Annotated in this window: 12 protein-coding genes; 2 read left to right on the top strand and 10 right to left on the bottom strand. The window is 52.3% G+C overall.

Annotation, left to right across the window (positions count from 1 at the left end; translation table 11 throughout):
- Positions 1-9 precede the first annotated feature (9 nt).
- Genes KNO79_RS02025 through KNO79_RS02010 form a run of 4 tightly spaced genes read right to left on the bottom strand, consistent with a single transcriptional unit; the run spans position 10 to position 3580 of the window.
- On the bottom strand, positions 10-936 hold the full coding sequence (locus KNO79_RS02025; protein WP_214690491.1) for a glycosyltransferase family 2 protein: 927 nt from the start codon (positions 934-936) through the stop codon (positions 10-12).
- The gene (locus KNO79_RS02020; RefSeq protein ID WP_214690490.1) at positions 933-2147 is read right to left on the bottom strand and encodes a glycosyltransferase; all 1215 of its coding nucleotides are present in this window, start codon (positions 2145-2147) and stop codon (positions 933-935) included. The genes KNO79_RS02025 and KNO79_RS02020 overlap by 4 nt, the downstream gene beginning before the upstream one ends.
- A gap of 10 nt (positions 2148-2157) precedes the next feature.
- Positions 2158-2856: a CpsD/CapB family tyrosine-protein kinase gene (locus KNO79_RS02015; protein WP_074035895.1), complete on the bottom strand. Its 699-nt coding sequence runs from the start codon at positions 2854-2856 to the stop codon at positions 2158-2160.
- Positions 2822-3580: a YveK family protein gene (locus KNO79_RS02010; protein ID WP_214690489.1), complete on the bottom strand. Its 759-nt coding sequence runs from the start codon at positions 3578-3580 to the stop codon at positions 2822-2824. The genes KNO79_RS02015 and KNO79_RS02010 overlap by 35 nt, the downstream gene beginning before the upstream one ends.
- A gap of 397 nt (positions 3581-3977) precedes the next feature.
- Between KNO79_RS02010 and KNO79_RS02005 the strand changes: the two genes are divergently transcribed.
- Complete coding sequence (locus tag KNO79_RS02005; RefSeq protein ID WP_214690488.1) at positions 3978-5879, top strand: beta-glucoside-specific PTS transporter subunit IIABC; 1902 nt, start codon at positions 3978-3980, stop codon at positions 5877-5879.
- 43 nt (positions 5880-5922) lie between these two features.
- The gene (locus KNO79_RS02000) at positions 5923-7380 is read left to right on the top strand and encodes a 6-phospho-beta-glucosidase (protein ID WP_285800625.1); all 1458 of its coding nucleotides are present in this window, start codon (positions 5923-5925) and stop codon (positions 7378-7380) included.
- A 59-nt stretch (positions 7381-7439) separates the two neighbouring features.
- On the opposite strand, the gene KNO79_RS01995 is transcribed toward KNO79_RS02000, so the two are convergent.
- Genes KNO79_RS01995 through KNO79_RS01970 form a run of 6 tightly spaced genes read right to left on the bottom strand, consistent with a single transcriptional unit; the run spans position 7440 to position 16202 of the window.
- Positions 7440-8402: an aldose epimerase family protein gene (locus KNO79_RS01995; RefSeq protein ID WP_214690486.1), complete on the bottom strand. Its 963-nt coding sequence runs from the start codon at positions 8400-8402 to the stop codon at positions 7440-7442.
- Positions 8403-8416: 14 nt separating this feature from the next.
- Entirely contained in the window at positions 8417-9946 is a 1530-nt protein-coding gene (locus tag KNO79_RS01990; RefSeq protein WP_214690485.1) for a UDP-glucose--hexose-1-phosphate uridylyltransferase, read from the bottom strand.
- Positions 9943-10947 (bottom strand): UDP-glucose 4-epimerase GalE, encoded by a 1005-nt coding sequence (gene galE, locus KNO79_RS01985; RefSeq protein WP_074035883.1) that lies wholly within the window; start codon positions 10945-10947, stop codon positions 9943-9945. Before galE ends, KNO79_RS01990 begins: the two co-directional genes overlap by 4 nt.
- On the bottom strand, positions 10944-12128 hold the full coding sequence (locus KNO79_RS01980) for a galactokinase (protein ID WP_208606702.1): 1185 nt from the start codon (positions 12126-12128) through the stop codon (positions 10944-10946). The genes galE and KNO79_RS01980 overlap by 4 nt, the downstream gene beginning before the upstream one ends.
- Positions 12129-12150: 22 nt before the next feature.
- Positions 12151-14217, bottom strand: a complete 2067-nt coding sequence (locus KNO79_RS01975) for an alpha-galactosidase (protein WP_214690484.1) — start codon at positions 14215-14217, stop codon at positions 12151-12153.
- A complete protein-coding gene (locus KNO79_RS01970) occupies positions 14214-16202 on the bottom strand; it encodes a beta-galactosidase (RefSeq protein WP_214690483.1) in 1989 nt (662 codons plus the stop codon). Before KNO79_RS01970 ends, KNO79_RS01975 begins: the two co-directional genes overlap by 4 nt.
- Positions 16203-16214 lie beyond the last annotated feature (12 nt).

Below are 16214 nucleotides of genomic sequence, written 5' to 3'. Positions count from 1 at the left end.
CCCTCCTTTCTAACGATAAATCAGATTGGTCATCCCTCGATATAGAGACAGCAGGTTTGAAAACAGGATACCGTTCCAGCGAAGCCACCGATATTCCAGCGGTCCAAAGTAACGATTCACATCATGTGTCGTTAAGTACTGTTCCCGTACGTCCGCCGCATTTTCTTTAAACGTGTGCTTCAGAATGATGGCGGTCAATTCCTCTCCGTTATCACGCACCTCGACGTCCTGGAGTAGCCGCTTCAGATAGCGATTCGATTCCATCGTGGCTCGATATGCGATTTTTTTCGTCTGTTGCTCGCCGTGAATCCGTGAATAGACGAGCGGCTCACGCATCACGTAAAAGTCGAACCCATCGAGCGCCAACTCGACCCAGCAGATCCAGTCTTGAATGAAGCGGTCCTCTAACGAAAAACGCCGATGTTCGAACGCTCGTCGCGGAATCAAGAGCGCGCATCCGTTCAAAGTCGAGGACAACAGCAAGTGACGGAACATGTCCTGACTCGAATAGAATCCGCTCACTTTCCGTTGCACCCGTCGGATTGCCTCCCCATTTTCGTCAATGAACGCCGTCCCTGTGACGACGATTGTCTGGTTCATCGGGAGATGTTGCTCGTGCAATGCGGCGAGCTGTCGTTCGATCTTTGTCGGTTCGTACACGTCATCGTGACTGAGCCAGGAGAAATAGTCTCCGTTCATTTCTTCAATCCCACGATTCAACGCACTCGAGACGCCCCCATTTTCCTTTTCCACGTAGCGAATTTTCTTGCCGTAACTTGTCGCAATCGCCGCCGTTTTCCCGTCATCAGTCGAGCCGTCGTTGACGACGATCACTTCAATCGAAGGATGCGTCTGGGCTAAGGCGCTGTCGATACATGTCCGTAAATAATCGCTCCCGTTATAGACGGGGATGATGATGGATACGAGTGGTGTCATAAAGCGTTCCTCACTTTCTCGGTTTGCAGCTCCTCATACACGTGCAGGTAGTCCTCCGCCCGGTCGAATAAGTCGAACCGTTGACGCGCTTCGTTCGCACAAGCGATTCGTGAGATCGAGGCGTGATGGAGACGATCGAGTCCGTCCATTACATCTTCGACCGATCGCGTGGCGACGACGACACCGGTCCGTTCTGTCACAAGTTCCGGACTGGCCGTGGAATTGAGGACGAGAACTGGCGTGCCACAGGCGAGTGCCTCTGCCGTCACGTTTCCAAATGATTCTTCCTCTGACAGGTTCAACAAGACGTCTGCCGCGGCATAGTAAGAAGCCAATTCGCTCGGGTCATGTGTCTCCTGAACGTGAAGCACATTCGCCGGCAGGTCATGTTGTTCAGGCATCTGTCCGACTAAGACGATTTGGTCGGACGGTCTGGCCGTGGCCAACTCCATGAAGGCAGACAATCCTTTCGCCTCCGTCCAATGGCTCGCCACACCGAGAAGAATGTGTTGTCCCGTCAACCCGAGGCGTGCCCGAAGTGGGGCTACCTCTTTCGGTGTGAACGTCTCCAAATCGACCCAGTTGTAGATGCGACGAATGATGGAGGCGTGTTGCAGAATCGAGAAGTGGGCTTCCATCGTGATCCAATCCGACACTCCCACTACTGCCAAGCGTGGAATGGCGTCGTACCATTGGCGCTTGTCCGCCAACATCTCGCCGGTCCGGTCTAAAAACCAGCTCGGGATGTCTTCTTTTAAGAGCGGGCATTGTCCACATCCATCCTTCCAGCGCGTACATCCGACCGCCGTATAGTGGGTACATTTCCCGGTGAATAGCCAGCAGTCGTGAAGCGTCATGACGGTGGCGATGTCCTGCTTCGCCAAATACTCAAACAACGTCTGAAGATGAAGGTAATTGGCGTGAAGATTATGAAGATGAACCACGTCCGGCCGAAAGCTGTCCATGAAGGCAATCAAGTCAGCGGTCGACCGTTTAGACGTGTACCCTTGGCGCCCCGTCACGCGGGCGTGGAGCGCATGTCGCTTCGTTTCCCACGCCTGTCCGACTACCACACTCGTCTCGGTCACCGGTCCGGTCGCATGGGCGATTCGGACGTTGTGTCCGTAAGAGGCATGAACGGATGCGAGCTCTTTACACATCCGACCGGTGCTTTTCACTTCGTTGATGGCATTGATGTGTAGAATATTCATGTCCGAGACCTCACTCGTATGCGTAGTAGGTGTTGTTATCACGAGAAGAACGTTTGTTGAGGACGAGGCCGAGAAGTTGTGACCCGGTCCGTTCAAGTTGTTCTTTCGCCTTCAGGACGAGCTGACGATCTGAGTTCTCGCAACCGATCACGAGAATCGTCCCATCGGATACGTTGGCCAACAGTCGAGCATCGGCGACGTGCATCATCGGAGGTGTGTCGACAATCACGATATCAAACTGTTCACGCAAATCACTCAGGAGGTCCGTCATGCGTGACGAGGCGATCAGTTCGGTCGGATTCGGTGGAATCGGACCGGCCGCCAGCAAGGTCAGACGCGGAATATCCGTTTTTTGGAGCGCATGTTCGAGCGTGACGCGACCGGCCAATACGGTAGACAATCCCGCATGTGCTGACATCTGAAACGTTTGGTGTGCCGTCGGTTTGCGCATATCACAATCGATGATGACGACATTTTTTCCGAGTTGCGCATAGACGACCCCTAGGTTTGCCGCCGTGGTCGACTTCCCTTCCCCGGACGAAGCGGAAGTGATCGTGATCATCTGTAACTTATGGCCGACGGACGTGAACTCCAGATTGGTCCGAATTGTCCGATATTGTTCAGAAATCGGTGACTTCGGATTCGCCAACGTGACGAGATCCCGTTTTTTATAATCAAGACGATTGGCGTTCTTTTTTCGACCGAACATGCGAAACGTCTCCTTTCACTTGGGGTGTCGCTTCTTTCACATTTTTCGTTTTCAAATCCCGGCGTTCGATTGTCGGAATCGATCCGATGACTGGCAAATCCAGCAACCGTTCCGCTTCTTGCTCATTCCGGATGCGTTTATCAAAGACGTGGCGTAATAGACCGATGAATCCACCTAACAAGAATCCGGCGAAAAGACCGATTGCCGTGTTGAGCAGTACGTTCGGTGAGACAGGCGCTTCCGGAATTTCGGCTGGAGATAAAATTCGAACGTTGTCGATGTTCATCAGATCCGGAATTTCAGAAACGAACACTTCACTGATCACATTGGCCGTTTCCGCTGCCACGACCGGGTCGTTCGCGGTGACGAACACATTGATGACTTGCGATTCCTCTTCACTTTCTACGGTGAGTGCATCCGAGAGCGGGTCTGGTGCGCTCGGCACCTGTTCTTTGACTTTCTCAAGAACAGCCGGGCTCTTCATGATGACGCGATACGTATTGACGAGTGAGAGCGAGGATAACACTTCCGAACTGTCTACGCGGTTGTCTTCTTGTTGTGTAACGAGTAGCACTTGTGTGGACGCCTCATATTTCGGCTGGATGAATGAAGTGCTCAAATAGTAAGCTAAGAGTCCGACGAGAACCATACTCACGAACATCCATTTCTTACTTTTCTTGAGAACTTCCACGAGATCGCCCACGATCGTCGTTTGTTCCTTCATGTTGGTTTCCTCCCTACAGACAGATTAAATGACCGAAATCAGGCGCAGGTTAACTGTAGTACCTTCTTACCCCCTTCATCTTGATAATTGAAAAGAAGGATTTATCATTTTTTCGCAACATCATGTCATGATGCCGTTCCGCTTTCTTCTTTTACGTTGTAGGGAGAGTCGAAAAACAAAAAAAGTAAAATGTAAGCGTTGACATTTTGAATTGCTGCATGCTACATTTCAATTATCAAATAACAACTGAACGGTATCCTGCGCAGGAATGTTACCTTTAGTGGGCATAACCTGACTCGAGTCGGATGAATGACGTGATTTCACGTTCTTCGTTTGACACGGGTCAGGTTTTTTATTTGACGCAAACCAAAATTATGGGAAAAGGAAGGGAACGGACATGAAATATGAACAGCTCGCACGCGATATTATTCAACATGTTGGCGGGAAAGAGAACGTCAATAGCGTCGTCCACTGTATCACCCGTTTGCGTTTCAAATTAAAGGATGAACAAAAAGCAGATACCGAAACCATCAAAAACATGGATGGGGTCGTCACGGTCATGAAGAGCGGTGGTCAATACCAAGTAGTCATCGGGAATCATGTACCAGAAGTGTATAAAGCCGTCGTCGAGGTCGGCGGATTCCAACAACAGTCTCCAATTGAAGAAGAGAACGCTCCAAAAGGATCGTTGTTCAGCCGTTTTATCGATATCATCTCTAGCATCTTCACTCCTGTGCTCGGCGTCTTAGCAGCGACCGGGATGATCAAAGGATTCAACGCCCTGTTCGTCGCACTCGGTTGGCTCGACAATACGTCAGGTACGTATCAATTGTTGAATGCCATCGGGGATTCGCTGTTCTACTTCTTCCCGATTTTCCTCGGCTATACGGCCATTAAGAAATTCGGAGGAAGTCCGTTTATCGGGATGGCCATCGGGGCGTCACTCGTCTATCCGACCTTATCGACGCTGACGGCTGGAGACCCTCTCTATACGGTCTTTGCCGGAACCATGTTCGAGTCACCGATTCATATCACGTTCCTCGGTGTTCCTGTCATCTTGATGACGTACTCGACTTCCGTCATTCCAATTATTATCGCGGCATTCTTTGCAGCAAAACTTGAGAAGTTCTTGAAGACTGTCATTCCAGACGTCATCAAAATGTTCATCGTTCCACTACTCACTTTGTTGATTGTCGTTCCACTCACATTCATCTTGATTGGACCAATCGCGACTTGGGCAGGGATGCTTCTTGGTAGCGCCACGGTCGCTGTATATAACTTGAGCCCGCTCGTCGCCGGCCTATTCCTCGGTGGATTTTGGCAAGTGTTCGTCATCTTCGGTCTTCATTGGGGGCTTGTCCCGGTCGCCATCAACAACTTGACGTCACTCGGGGCTGACCCGATTCTCGCACTTGTGTTTGCAGCATCGTTCGCACAAATCGGTGCCGTGCTCGCAGTCTTCTTCAAAATTAAAAATCAAAAGATTAAAACGCTCACAATTCCGTCCTTCATTTCAGGTATCTTCGGTGTGACCGAGCCCGCTATTTATGGGGTGACGCTCCCCCTCAAAAAACCGTTCATCATGAGCTGTATCGGTGGTGCTGTCGGTGGTGGAATCATGGGTGTCATGGGTACACAAACTTATATCATCGGGGGGCTCGGTGTCTTCGGCTATCCGTCCACCATCTCGCCTGAAGGCATCACAACTGGTTTTTATGGTTCACTCATCGGAACGGCCGTTGCTTTCATCGTCGGGTTCGTCTTGACTTACCTCTTTGGCGGTGTCAATCAAGCAGCAACCGCGACACCACAATCAGAAGTTACACCGGTCGCCAAAGAAGTATCTGCGACAACTGTCAGTCAGGAACAAGTCGTTAGCCCGCTTCAAGGAACTGTCGTCCGTTTGAAAGATATCTCGGATGTCGCCTTCTCATCTGGTTCACTCGGTCAAGGTGTTGCCATCGAACCGACGGAAGGGAAACTGATCGCCCCGGTTTCCGGTACCGTGTCTGCCCTCTTCCCGACACATCATGCCATCGGGATCACAACGGAATCAGGGGCTGAAATCCTGATCCATATCGGTATGGATACCGTTCAACTAGAAGGGAAGCATTTCAAAGCACACGTCACACAAGGTGAATTTGTCGAAAAAGGACAACTGCTGATCGAATTCGATATCGACGCGATCAAGCAATCAGGTCGTGCGTTGACGACACCTGTGATTGTCACGAACCGAAAAGCACTCTCACCAAACTACGCCTCACATGTCCAGACGGGCGATCCGATTTTCATCATCTAATGAATCAAGTGGGAGGATTTTTCCTCCCACTAATATAGAAAGGATGGATACGATGAGTTTTCCAAAAGGATTTTTATGGGGTGGCGCCATTGCCGCCAACCAAGCAGAAGGCGCTTATGCAGAAGGGGGAAAAGGTTTAACTACCGTCGACTTGTTGCCGACGGGTAAAAAACGCTTCGATGTCATGTTTGGAGAATTGCCATCATTAGAACCTATGCCCGGAGAGTTTTATCCTTCGCATGAAGCGATTGATTTTTACCATCACTACAAAGACGACATCGCTTTATTCGCTGAGATGGGATTCAAGGCGCTTCGTCTCTCGATCGCATGGTCACGAATCTTCCCGAACGGAGATGACGTTGAGCCAAACGAGGAAGGCTTGCAGTTTTATGATGATGTCTTCGATGAACTATTAAAACATGGGATTGAACCGGTCGTGACAATCGCTCACTTCGATGTACCCGTCAGCTTGATCAAAAAATATGGAAGCTGGCGCAATCGACGAGTCGTCGACTTCTTCGAGACATATGCGAAGACCCTCTTCACCCGCTACAACGGTAAAGTGAAATATTGGATGACGTTCAACGAGATCAATATGCTACTCCACCTCCCATTCATTGGAGCGGGCATCGTGTTCGAGGACGGAGAAGACAAGCAACAAGTGAAGTATCAGGCGGCCCATCATCAACTCGTCGCGAGTGCGAAAGCCGTCAAAGCAGCTCACGAAATCAATCCTGATCTACAGGTGGGTTGTATGCTTGCTGCTGGTCAAACGTATGCCTATTCGTGTAACCCGAATGATGTGTTAGATGCAATGGACAAAGACCGTGAATCGTTCTTCTTCATCGACGTCCAATCACGTGGAGAGTACCCGGGATATGCCAAACGATATCTCGAGGAGCAAGGTATTACGCTTCAGATAGAAGAAGGAGACCTCGAACTGTTGAAAAAGCATACGGTCGACTACATCGGCTTCAGCTATTATGCAAGTCGGACGACGAGTACGGATCCAGAGATAAACCAGTCGACCGAAGGAAACATTTTCAGTTCACTTGAGAATCCGTTCCTCGAGAAATCGGAATGGGGCTGGACGATTGACCCGACCGGTTTCCGGATCACGGCGAACCAACTGTATGACCGCTATCAAAAGCCGCTATTCGTCGTCGAGAACGGACTCGGTGCCGTCGATACACCGGATGCGACCGGATATGTCGAAGACGATTATCGCATCGACTATATGGCGAAACATATCGAACAGATGCACGAGGCCATCAAGGACGGTGTCGAGATCATCGGCTACACAAGCTGGGGTCCGATTGACTTGGTGAGTGCGTCGACCGGTGAGATGAAGAAACGCTACGGCTTCATCTATGTCGATAAAGACAATGAAGGCAACGGGACGCTCACACGTTCGAAGAAAAAGAGCTTCGATTGGTATAAGCAAGTGATTGCGACGAACGGAGCGGACGTCAGTACTCCTGTTCAAACTACTAAATCTTGATTGAAAAGGAGGCAACCGACTTAAATCGGTTGCCTCCTTTTTGAATGGTAGTGATGAATTCATTCCACCCCAAACCGATACACCGTCCGCGAGTGATACAACTCACCCGGTTTCAGTTCGATTGAGGTTGCGATGTCTGGATGGTTTGGGGCATCTGGGAACGCCTGGGCTTCGAGACAAATTGCGCTATGTTTCTGTCGACCGTCGAGCGTCACCGGTGTCTCTTCACTCAAGAAATTCCCTGTGTAGACGACCATGACCGGTTGATTCGTCTCGACCGTCATCGTCCGTCCGCTCATCGGGTCGTGCAATCGAATCGGTTCATCCTTCAAGATAAAAGGATGATCAAGACCGCTCGCCCGTTCAATCGCCTCGTCTCCTGACACGAGCGCCTCTCGGACCGCTTTTCCGTCTCGGAAGTCGAACGGCGTCCCGCTCACATCACGCAACTCTCCTGTCGGCAGTGAATCCGCGTCGAGCACCCCGACCGAATCGGCTGGTAGCATCAGCTCATGATCGTGGATGGTTGGGCGTCCGCCAAGATTGAAATAGTTGTGATGGTTCAGGTTGACCCACGTCAGTTGGTCTGTTTCCGCCGTCATCGTGACAATCAGTTCATTGTCATCCGTCAGTTCGTACAACACTTTAAAGAAGACGTTGCCGGGATACCCTTCTTCCCCGTCCGGGCTGAGATATGTGAACTGGATACACTGTTCGTCCGCATCCATCTCCCAATAACGGGACGTGATGCCTTTCTCGCCTCCGTGAATATGATGGGGCGCCTCGCTTGGGGTCAAGGCGACACCCTCAATCTCTGCGTCACGAATCCGTCCGGCAATCCGCCCTACGATTGACCCGAGATAGACCGGATTTTCTAAGTATTGTGAGACGTCCCCGTATTTCAAGATGACCGAGTCTAGGTTTCCTTCCCGGTCCGGGGCCGTCAGTTCCGTCATCGCACAACCATAATCGATGGCGGATAGTCTCATGCCGTTGGTGTTTTGAATCGTCGCTTGTTTCACTCGTACTACCACCTTTAGTTCGTTTTCTCTCTCATTCCCGACCTTGGTGTTCCGTACTCCACTTTATCGACATGGCTAAGGAGTGACCGGATGAACGTATCAAATCGTTCCTGCCCAGCGTTCGTCTGTTTAAAGACACCAGCATCCTCAAGACCTTTCACAAATTTATCGACGACCGCTTGATCGACAATCGTTTTCGGGTCGCCCGACTTCTTCCGTAACTCATCGGCCCACTCTTGATGCATCACTTTGACATCAACGTCCTCGCCGGCCACATAGTGAACAACTTGCTCAAGTTCTGTCTTCAGGCGCGCTGGCAAGACGGCGAGCCCCATTACTTCAATCAAGCCGATATTCTCACGCTTGATATGATGCACATCAGCGTGCGGGTGGAAAATACCGTCCGGATGCGCCTTGCTCGTTCGGTTGTTTCGCAAGACGAGATCGAGCTCGTAACGTCCGTTTCGGCGTCTTGCAATTGGCGTCACCGTATTGTGTGGGACACCTTCTGTATACGGAATGACTTCACTAACGGTGTCCTCATAATCGCGCCAATATCCGAGCAACTGGTTCGCCAACATGACAAGCTGCTCTTTTTGATTGGAGCGGAGACGGACGACCGAGAGCGGCCAGTACAGCGTCTCGATATCGACTTGATCATAGCGTTCAGAACGATATGTCGAGACGACTCGCGCATCGTCCATCGCGAACCGGTAGCGGCCGGCCTGGTAATGGTCATGCGTCAAAATCGAGCCTCCAACAATCGGCAAGTCTGCATTCGACCCGGCGAAGTAGTGTGGGAACTGCGTGATGAAGTCGAGCAGACGCTCGAAAGCTCCTCGGTCGATGACCATGTCACGCACCTCGTTCGACAGTAAAATTGAGTGCTCATTGTAATAGAGGTACGGTGAATACTGGAACGACCATGGCTGTCCACCGAGCGTGAGCGGGATGATGCGATGATTCGCACGCGCTGGGTGTTTCAAGTGACCGCTGTATCCTTCGTTCTCAATCGCGAGTAATCCTTTTGGATAGTTCGATGTCGAGGTCGGTTGCATTCGAGCGAGTGCAATCTCACGCGGGTCCTTCTCCGGTTTCGACAAGTTGATGGTGATATCGAGCGTGCCATAGCGAGTCGGTGCCTGATACGTGATATTGTTCGCGATACGACGTGTCTGGATATAATTTGACGCCTGACTCATCCGATAGAAATAGTCAGTCGCCGCTGTCACATCTGTCTCAAGGAGCTCATTGAAATGACGTGTCACTTCCGATGGCTTGGATACGAAGATATCCATGATTTCCGCCATGAAGCGGTCCTTCTCTTCAAGGATCGGCTCGATAATGTCCGCCCCCACTGCATACTCGACCACTTGTTCGAGCAACTCGGGGATTGACAGCTCTGACACAAAACGTGGGACTTCAAAGTCGAGCTTATTCAGTTTTGCGAGCACGCGGTTCCGTGAATAGATACGGTCCTGCTCGTCAATCAGCTCTTCACGAATCGCCGCGTCGACGAGTGCCTCAATCATCACATCGATCATCGTCTCACCTCTTTCACCTGATAGCCGAATGGATGTGTCACATGCCAGTTCCAAGCGTCCGTCAAAATCGTCTCGACGTCGGAACGGGTCGGTGTCCATCCGAGGATACGTCTTGCCTTGTCAGACGAGGCAATCAATTTAGCCGGGTCCCCGGCGCGGCGTTCACCAAGTAAGACCGGAATGTCATGTCCCGTCACGCGACGTGCCGCCTCGATAATTTCGAGCACTGATAGCCCGTTCGCTGTCCCGAGGTTGAAAACGTCGCTCGCACCGTCTTCTCGTAAATAACGGAGCGCTAACATATGCGCATCGACGAGGTCTTGGACGTGGATATAATCACGGATACATGTCCCATCTTCCGTCGCATAGTCATCACCAAACACGGTAATCGCGTCACGCTGTCCGTTCGCCACTTGCAGAACGATTGGGACGAGATGCGTCTCCGGGTCATGGTCTTCGCCGATTTCACCGGTCGCAATCGCGCCAGCGACGTTAAAGTAACGGAGTGCGACCGAGCGGATACCATGTGCCTGGTCACACCAGCGAATCATCGACTCCATCGCGAGCTTTGTCGCCCCGTATGTGTTCGTCGGATTCGTAAGCGCCGTCTCGTCAATCGGCATCATGGTCTGGTCACCATAAGTCGCGGCCGTCGAGGAGAAGACAATCCGTTTCACTGACGCATCGCGCATTGTCTCGAGGAGAATTTGCGTCCCGAAGACGTTGTTGTCATAGTAGGCGAGCGGGTCCGTCATTGATTCGCCAACGAGGGAGTTCGCTGCGAAATGAAGGACGTCTGTGATTGATTCCTTTATGAAAACATCTTTCAAGAACGTTCGATCACGCAGGTCGCCCTTATAAAAACGGACATCCTGTGGAATCGATTCAACATGTCCTGTCTGAAGGTTATCGAGAATGACGACGTTTTCCCCTTCTTTCAACAATGTACGAACGGCGTGCGAACCGATATAGCCGGCACCGCCAACAACGAGTATACTCATTTCACTTCCTCCTCTACGAGTTCTCGTACCCCGTCCCCGACCGAGGCGACGTAACACGTCGGTGCGTGACCGATTGTCGACACATATCGATCCGACGTTTCCTGAATCATCGATCCCGTCTTGTCTTGACGGACGATGGCGATGGCACAACCACCGAATCCGGCCCCCGTCATGCGAGCACCGATGACGCCGTCACACCCTTGCGCGGCTGAAACGAGCGTGTCTAGCTCGATGCCGGTCACTTCGTAATCATCCCGGAGCGATGCATGCGACGCATTCATCAACTGACCGAACGTCTCGAGTCGTCCTTCCTGTAGAGCAGTGTAGGCGAGTATTGTCCGCTCGTTCTCAGAAACAGCATGACGCGCCCGTTTACGAAGTGTCTCTGGCAAGTCGAGCGCGACTTGTTCAAACGTTTCCATCGACAATTGTCCGAGAGAATTGACTTCACATTTCGGTTGAATCAAGCCGAGTGCAGTGTCGCATTCGCGCCGACGTTCGTTATATTTCGAGTCGGCGAGTTCCCGACGTTTGTTTGTGTTCATGATGACGATGTCGTACCCGTCGAGGACAATCGGTGCATAGTCATGATGGAGCGTCTCGCAATCGAGGAGCATCGCCTGCCCCGCTTTGCCCATTCCAATAGCGAACTGGTCCATGATACCGCTATTGACACCAATGAACGTATTCTCGACCCGTTGTCCGAGTCGGACGAGGTCAAGCCGTTCGAGACCGAGACCGTACACTTCATTTAACATGTATGCCGTTACGAGTTCGAGGGAGGCTGATGACGAGAGACCCGCCCCATTTGGGATGTTGCCCGCAAGGAAGAAGTCGAACCCGTTGAGGTCGTGTCCGTCTTTCCTGAGAAGCGTGACGACCCCTTTCACGTAGTTCGCCCAGTCGTGGCTCGCCTCGTACGTCTCGTCCGTCACCGGGAACGTGACGATACCAACCTCTTCAAAATTGAGCGAATAGACACGAATCAGGTCGTCTTCGCGCTTTTTCACGAGTCCGTATGTTCCGAACGTGATTGCACATGGGAAGACGTGTCCTCCGTTATAGTCGGTATGCTCGCCAATCAAATTGATGCGTCCCGGTGCGAAGAACGACCGGTCTGCTGAGGTGGCAAACACCTCCTCGAATTGTTGTTTCAGCTGTTCCATGTTAAATGAAAGCATGCGGCTTCATCCCTTCCATCGCTCATGCCGGGTGGATGACCAGGCAATACGCGTCATAGTCTGTTTGTTGTGTGAGGTTTATGCCTTGTTCCATCAAATAGCGTCCGCTCACGCGGCGTCCTTCTAGTTCGTACGTCCGTTCAGGATCGAGCCCGCGTAGCTTCACACGCAAACGATTTTTCCCGTACTGACGACGGTCGGCGTTGAGGAGGACGATATAGTCTTCGCCGTTCGTATAGCCGACGGCATGGAAGCCGTCCCGTTTGAGTGAAGCGAGGCGATGGCTCGTCCCGTGCTGCACAATCGGACGGATCGTCTTGTACGTCGCAATCCATTCTTTCGCTTCTGAAAGCTCATCTGGTGTCCATTCTAGTAGGTTGCCACCGATACCGAGCGTGCCTTGCATCGCACTGACGAACCGATACGCGAGCGGCAACGAACGATTGTTCAACCAGTTCGGTGAGTCCGTCACCCAGCAGCTCATCATCTTGGCGTTGTAGGCGTATGAGAAACCTTCTTGAATCGCGAGGCGGTCGAACGCGTCCGTGTTGTCGCTCGTCCAGACCTGCTCGACGCGTGAGAGCACACCGAGATCGATTCGTCCACCACCACCTGCGCAGGACTCGAACGCGACATTCGGATGTTTCTCCCGCAACGTGTCGAGGATGCGATACACGGCTTCCGCATGACGGAGCCATAGTTCCTTCGCATCTTCCATGCGCGGACTGTCCGGTTCTGAGAAGGCGCGGTTCATGTCCCACTTGATGTAACGAATCGCGTGTCGTCCGAGCAATTCATCGAGCCACGCCGTCACGTGCGCCTCCACTTCAGGCAGTGCAAGGTTCAAGACGAACTGGTTCCGCGACGTCGTCGACGGGCGTCCGTCCGTATAGTAAATCCATTCCGGATGAGCCCGATACAAATCTGAATCCGGATTGACCATCTCCGGTTCGACCCATAGCCCGAACTGGAGGCCTTTCTCCTCGACGTAGCGGACGAGCGGGTCGAGCCCGTTCGGGAACTTCGTCGTGTTGACGTGCCAATCCCCGAGTCCGGCCGCGTCCGAGTGACGCTCACCGAACCAACCATCATCGACGACGAATAACTCACAGCCAATCGCGGCCGCCTCATCGACGAGACGTTTTTGTCCATCCTCGCTGACATCGAAATAGGTCGCCTCCCAGGAGTTGTAAAGGACCGGGCGTAACACGTCACGTGTCGCTTCCGGCATGATGACGTCGCGCTCAAAGTCATGGGCGTTCTGACTCATACCACCGAACCCGCGTTGCGTATAGCCGATATAGGCCGGTGGCGTCGTGAACGACTCACCCACTTGAAGCGTCTTCGCGAAGTCGAACGGATTGATCCCGCCCGTCACCTGTGTAAAGCCAAACTCGTCTTTTTCAAAATGAATCGCCCAGTTGCCGGAGTAACCGAGGAATCCAAAGACGACCTCCCCGTCTGTCTCCGTCGCGTCACTGTCGAGCGCGAACCACGGATTACTTTGATGGCTCGTCAATCCGCGACGACTCTCGATTGTTTTCTTGCCTGGGAGGAGCGTCCCTTGCTGGAGCTGGAACTCGCTCGTCCACGCCCCGCTGAAATGACTGAGTCGCATCTCGCGCTCAATGAGTCCGAGGCTGAAAGACTGCGCGCTCTCGAGCGTGACCGTTTCTCCTGCCGTGATGGTCATCTTGCGTGAGATGATGTCGTAAACCGGATGAAGCGTGAACTGGAGCGTCACTTGAAGTGATTGAATTGAATCGATCAAATCGAGCTCGAGTGTCTCTCCATCGATACGTGCATCACCGAGTGAGAAAGCGTGCAATCGTTCTGTCGTCGTATGACTCTTCAACGTCGGTTCCGTATAGACAAGGTCGCCGAACGAGGTGAACTCGTAAGCGGCCACCCCTTCTGGTGTCTCGAACGACGAGTGCAGAACGCGCGCGTCTGGTAGTTCTATGATGTCTAATTCATGCAGGCGTCCGCCGAGATACTGATGGATGAGACGACCTCGTGAATCGACATCAAACACGTACGTGAGATTCGTTCCGATGAGGGCGAACCGATTGTCGTGACGAACAATCATGCCTTCACCTCCTGTTTCAATAGGACAACATCGAGCGGTTTAAGTTCGAGCTTGCCTGTTACCGTTTTCCCGTCAAGCGTCTGCCACGTGCCATCGAGGTCAACCGTTGATTTAACCTCGGTCGAATGGTTCAGGTAGAAGCGGATCACCTGCCCGTCTCCTTGACGGTCGACCTTCTCGACATCGTCTGGAAGTCGGGTCGCGTCGATCCCAGCGCGTGTGAGCGCCTGATGATAAACTGCATCGAGCATCTCGTCGTCGACCGATGAACCGATGTATGTCACGTCTCCTTTATACGTGTGCCGTGTGATTGCCGCAGTCCCTTTATAGAAGGCCTTTTCATATGTTGCCAATACGTCGGCGCCTTTCGGTGTAATCAAGTCACACCAAATGTTCGCCTCAGAAACTTGGTCACCGAGTCGGACTTCGTTCGATTGGACGGTCTGCAAACTCTCGTACTCATCAATCTCGATACCCGCGTATTCGGCAAACTTACCTGGTAGCGTCAAGTTGTGGCAACGGTTAATCGGGTCTTTCACGCCTGTACGGTAGGTGAAGATGACGTGCCCACCCTTTTCGATATAGTCGATGAGCGTCTCGTCAAACACATCATTTCCGAGGAAATAGAGCGGGACGACAACGAGTTTATACGAATCGAGCGCGTCCCCTGGGAAGACGATATCCGTGTTGACACCTTGACGGACAGCTGCACCGTAGAAGCGGACAAACTCTTGCTTGAAGTTAAATGCGTCGGAGTGTGGTTGGTGCGTCCACGCCCATAAGTTCTCCTGATCAAAATAGACAGCAACGTCTGACTTGTACGCAGCCGCGTTGATCATGTCGCCATGCGCGTGAAGCTCCGACATGACGTGCTTCACTTCTTCGAACTTCCGTTTCGGTTTCCCGTCATGGTCAATGATGCCGTGACAGAACTCTTCCGTCCCAAAATCCGCGGCACGGAATCGGAAGTAGACAATCGCCTCGGCCCCACGCGCGACAGCCTGATGTGTCCAGAGACGGATATGACCAGGTCGTGGTAAGTAGCCGATGCGGCTCCATCCTTGGGCCCCGCTCAACTGTTCCATCACCCAGAATCCTTTGCCTTGTTTCGAAGAACGGCACAAATCATGATCGTGCGCCGTCTTCTCGAAACGGTTTGGTTCTGGCAACCCGCCCCATACCGGATAGTTGTCGAAAGAGACATAGTCGAGATCTTGTGCCATCTGCTGCTGGTTGATTGCCATGTCGCTATATACGAGGTTATGCGTGATGAACGCATCCTCATGGATGAGCGGGCGGAGCGTGTCGACCTGGAGCTTGTTAAACGAGCGATATGCGTCCGAGCAGAAGCGGTCAAAATCGACGAGAAGCGACGGATTGTGTTCTTGGAACACGGTGCGAGGGACCGGAATCTGTGTCCATGCCGTATATGTATGGCTCCAGAAGACGGTCCCCCAAGCCGCGTTGAGCGCGTCGAGCGTCTCGTAGCGTTCTTTCAGCCATTCCTGGAACGCCTCTTGGTCGACATCACCGTACGAACGGTCCGACTGTTCATGTCCATACTCGTTGTCCGTCTGCCAACCGATGACACGTGGATGACGACCATACCGCTCCGCCATCTTGCGGGTGATTCGTTCACAGTATTCGCGGTAGACAGGGCTGTTGACGGTATAGTGACGACGAGCTCCGAAGCTGATACGCACCCCGTCTTTCGTCACCGGAAGGATGTCCGGATGTTTTTCGATAAGCCACGCGGGCGGTGTCGCCGTAGGCGTGCCGAGCACGATGTCAAAGTGTTCGCCGAAGGTTTCGACGACCTCATCCCAAAATGAGAAGTCAAACTCACCGTCGGACGGTTCCATCATCGTCCAGACAAATTCCGCCATCCGGATGACGTTGACACCGAGTTCTTTCATCAAGCGGACATCCTCGTCCCAAAGTGCACGATCAGTCTGTTCTGGATAGTAATCTACTCCTAAATACATGCTGTTCACCTC

This window comes from Exiguobacterium sp. s43, from assembly GCF_018617255.1.
Taxonomy (GTDB): domain Bacteria; phylum Bacillota; class Bacilli; order Exiguobacteriales; family Exiguobacteriaceae; genus Exiguobacterium; species Exiguobacterium profundum.
This window is presented reverse-complemented; position numbering and strand designations above follow the sequence as displayed.

Coding starts and splice junctions, on each gene's coding strand:
- KNO79_RS02025 (WP_214690491.1), bottom strand. CDS start 936: ATGACACCACTCGTATCCATCATCATCCCCGTCTATAACGGGAGCGAT.
- KNO79_RS02020 (WP_214690490.1), bottom strand. CDS start 2,147: ATGAATATTCTACACATCAATGCCATCAACGAAGTGAAAAGCACCGGT.
- KNO79_RS02015 (WP_074035895.1), bottom strand. CDS start 2,856: ATGTTCGGTCGAAAAAAGAACGCCAATCGTCTTGATTATAAAAAACGG.
- KNO79_RS02010 (WP_214690489.1), bottom strand. CDS start 3,580: ATGAAGGAACAAACGACGATCGTGGGCGATCTCGTGGAAGTTCTCAAG.
- KNO79_RS02005 (WP_214690488.1), top strand. CDS start 3,978: ATGAAATATGAACAGCTCGCACGCGATATTATTCAACATGTTGGCGGG.
- KNO79_RS02000 (WP_285800625.1), top strand. CDS start 5,923: ATGGATACGATGAGTTTTCCAAAAGGATTTTTATGGGGTGGCGCCATT.
- KNO79_RS01990 (WP_214690485.1), bottom strand. CDS start 9,946: ATGATCGATGTGATGATTGAGGCACTCGTCGACGCGGCGATTCGTGAA.
- galE (WP_074035883.1), bottom strand. CDS start 10,947: ATGAGTATACTCGTTGTTGGCGGTGCCGGCTATATCGGTTCGCACGCC.
- KNO79_RS01980 (WP_208606702.1), bottom strand. CDS start 12,128: ATGCTTTCATTTAACATGGAACAGCTGAAACAACAATTCGAGGAGGTG.
- KNO79_RS01975 (WP_214690484.1), bottom strand. CDS start 14,217: ATGATTGTTCGTCACGACAATCGGTTCGCCCTCATCGGAACGAATCTC.
- KNO79_RS01970 (WP_214690483.1), bottom strand. CDS start 16,202: ATGTATTTAGGAGTAGATTACTATCCAGAACAGACTGATCGTGCACTT.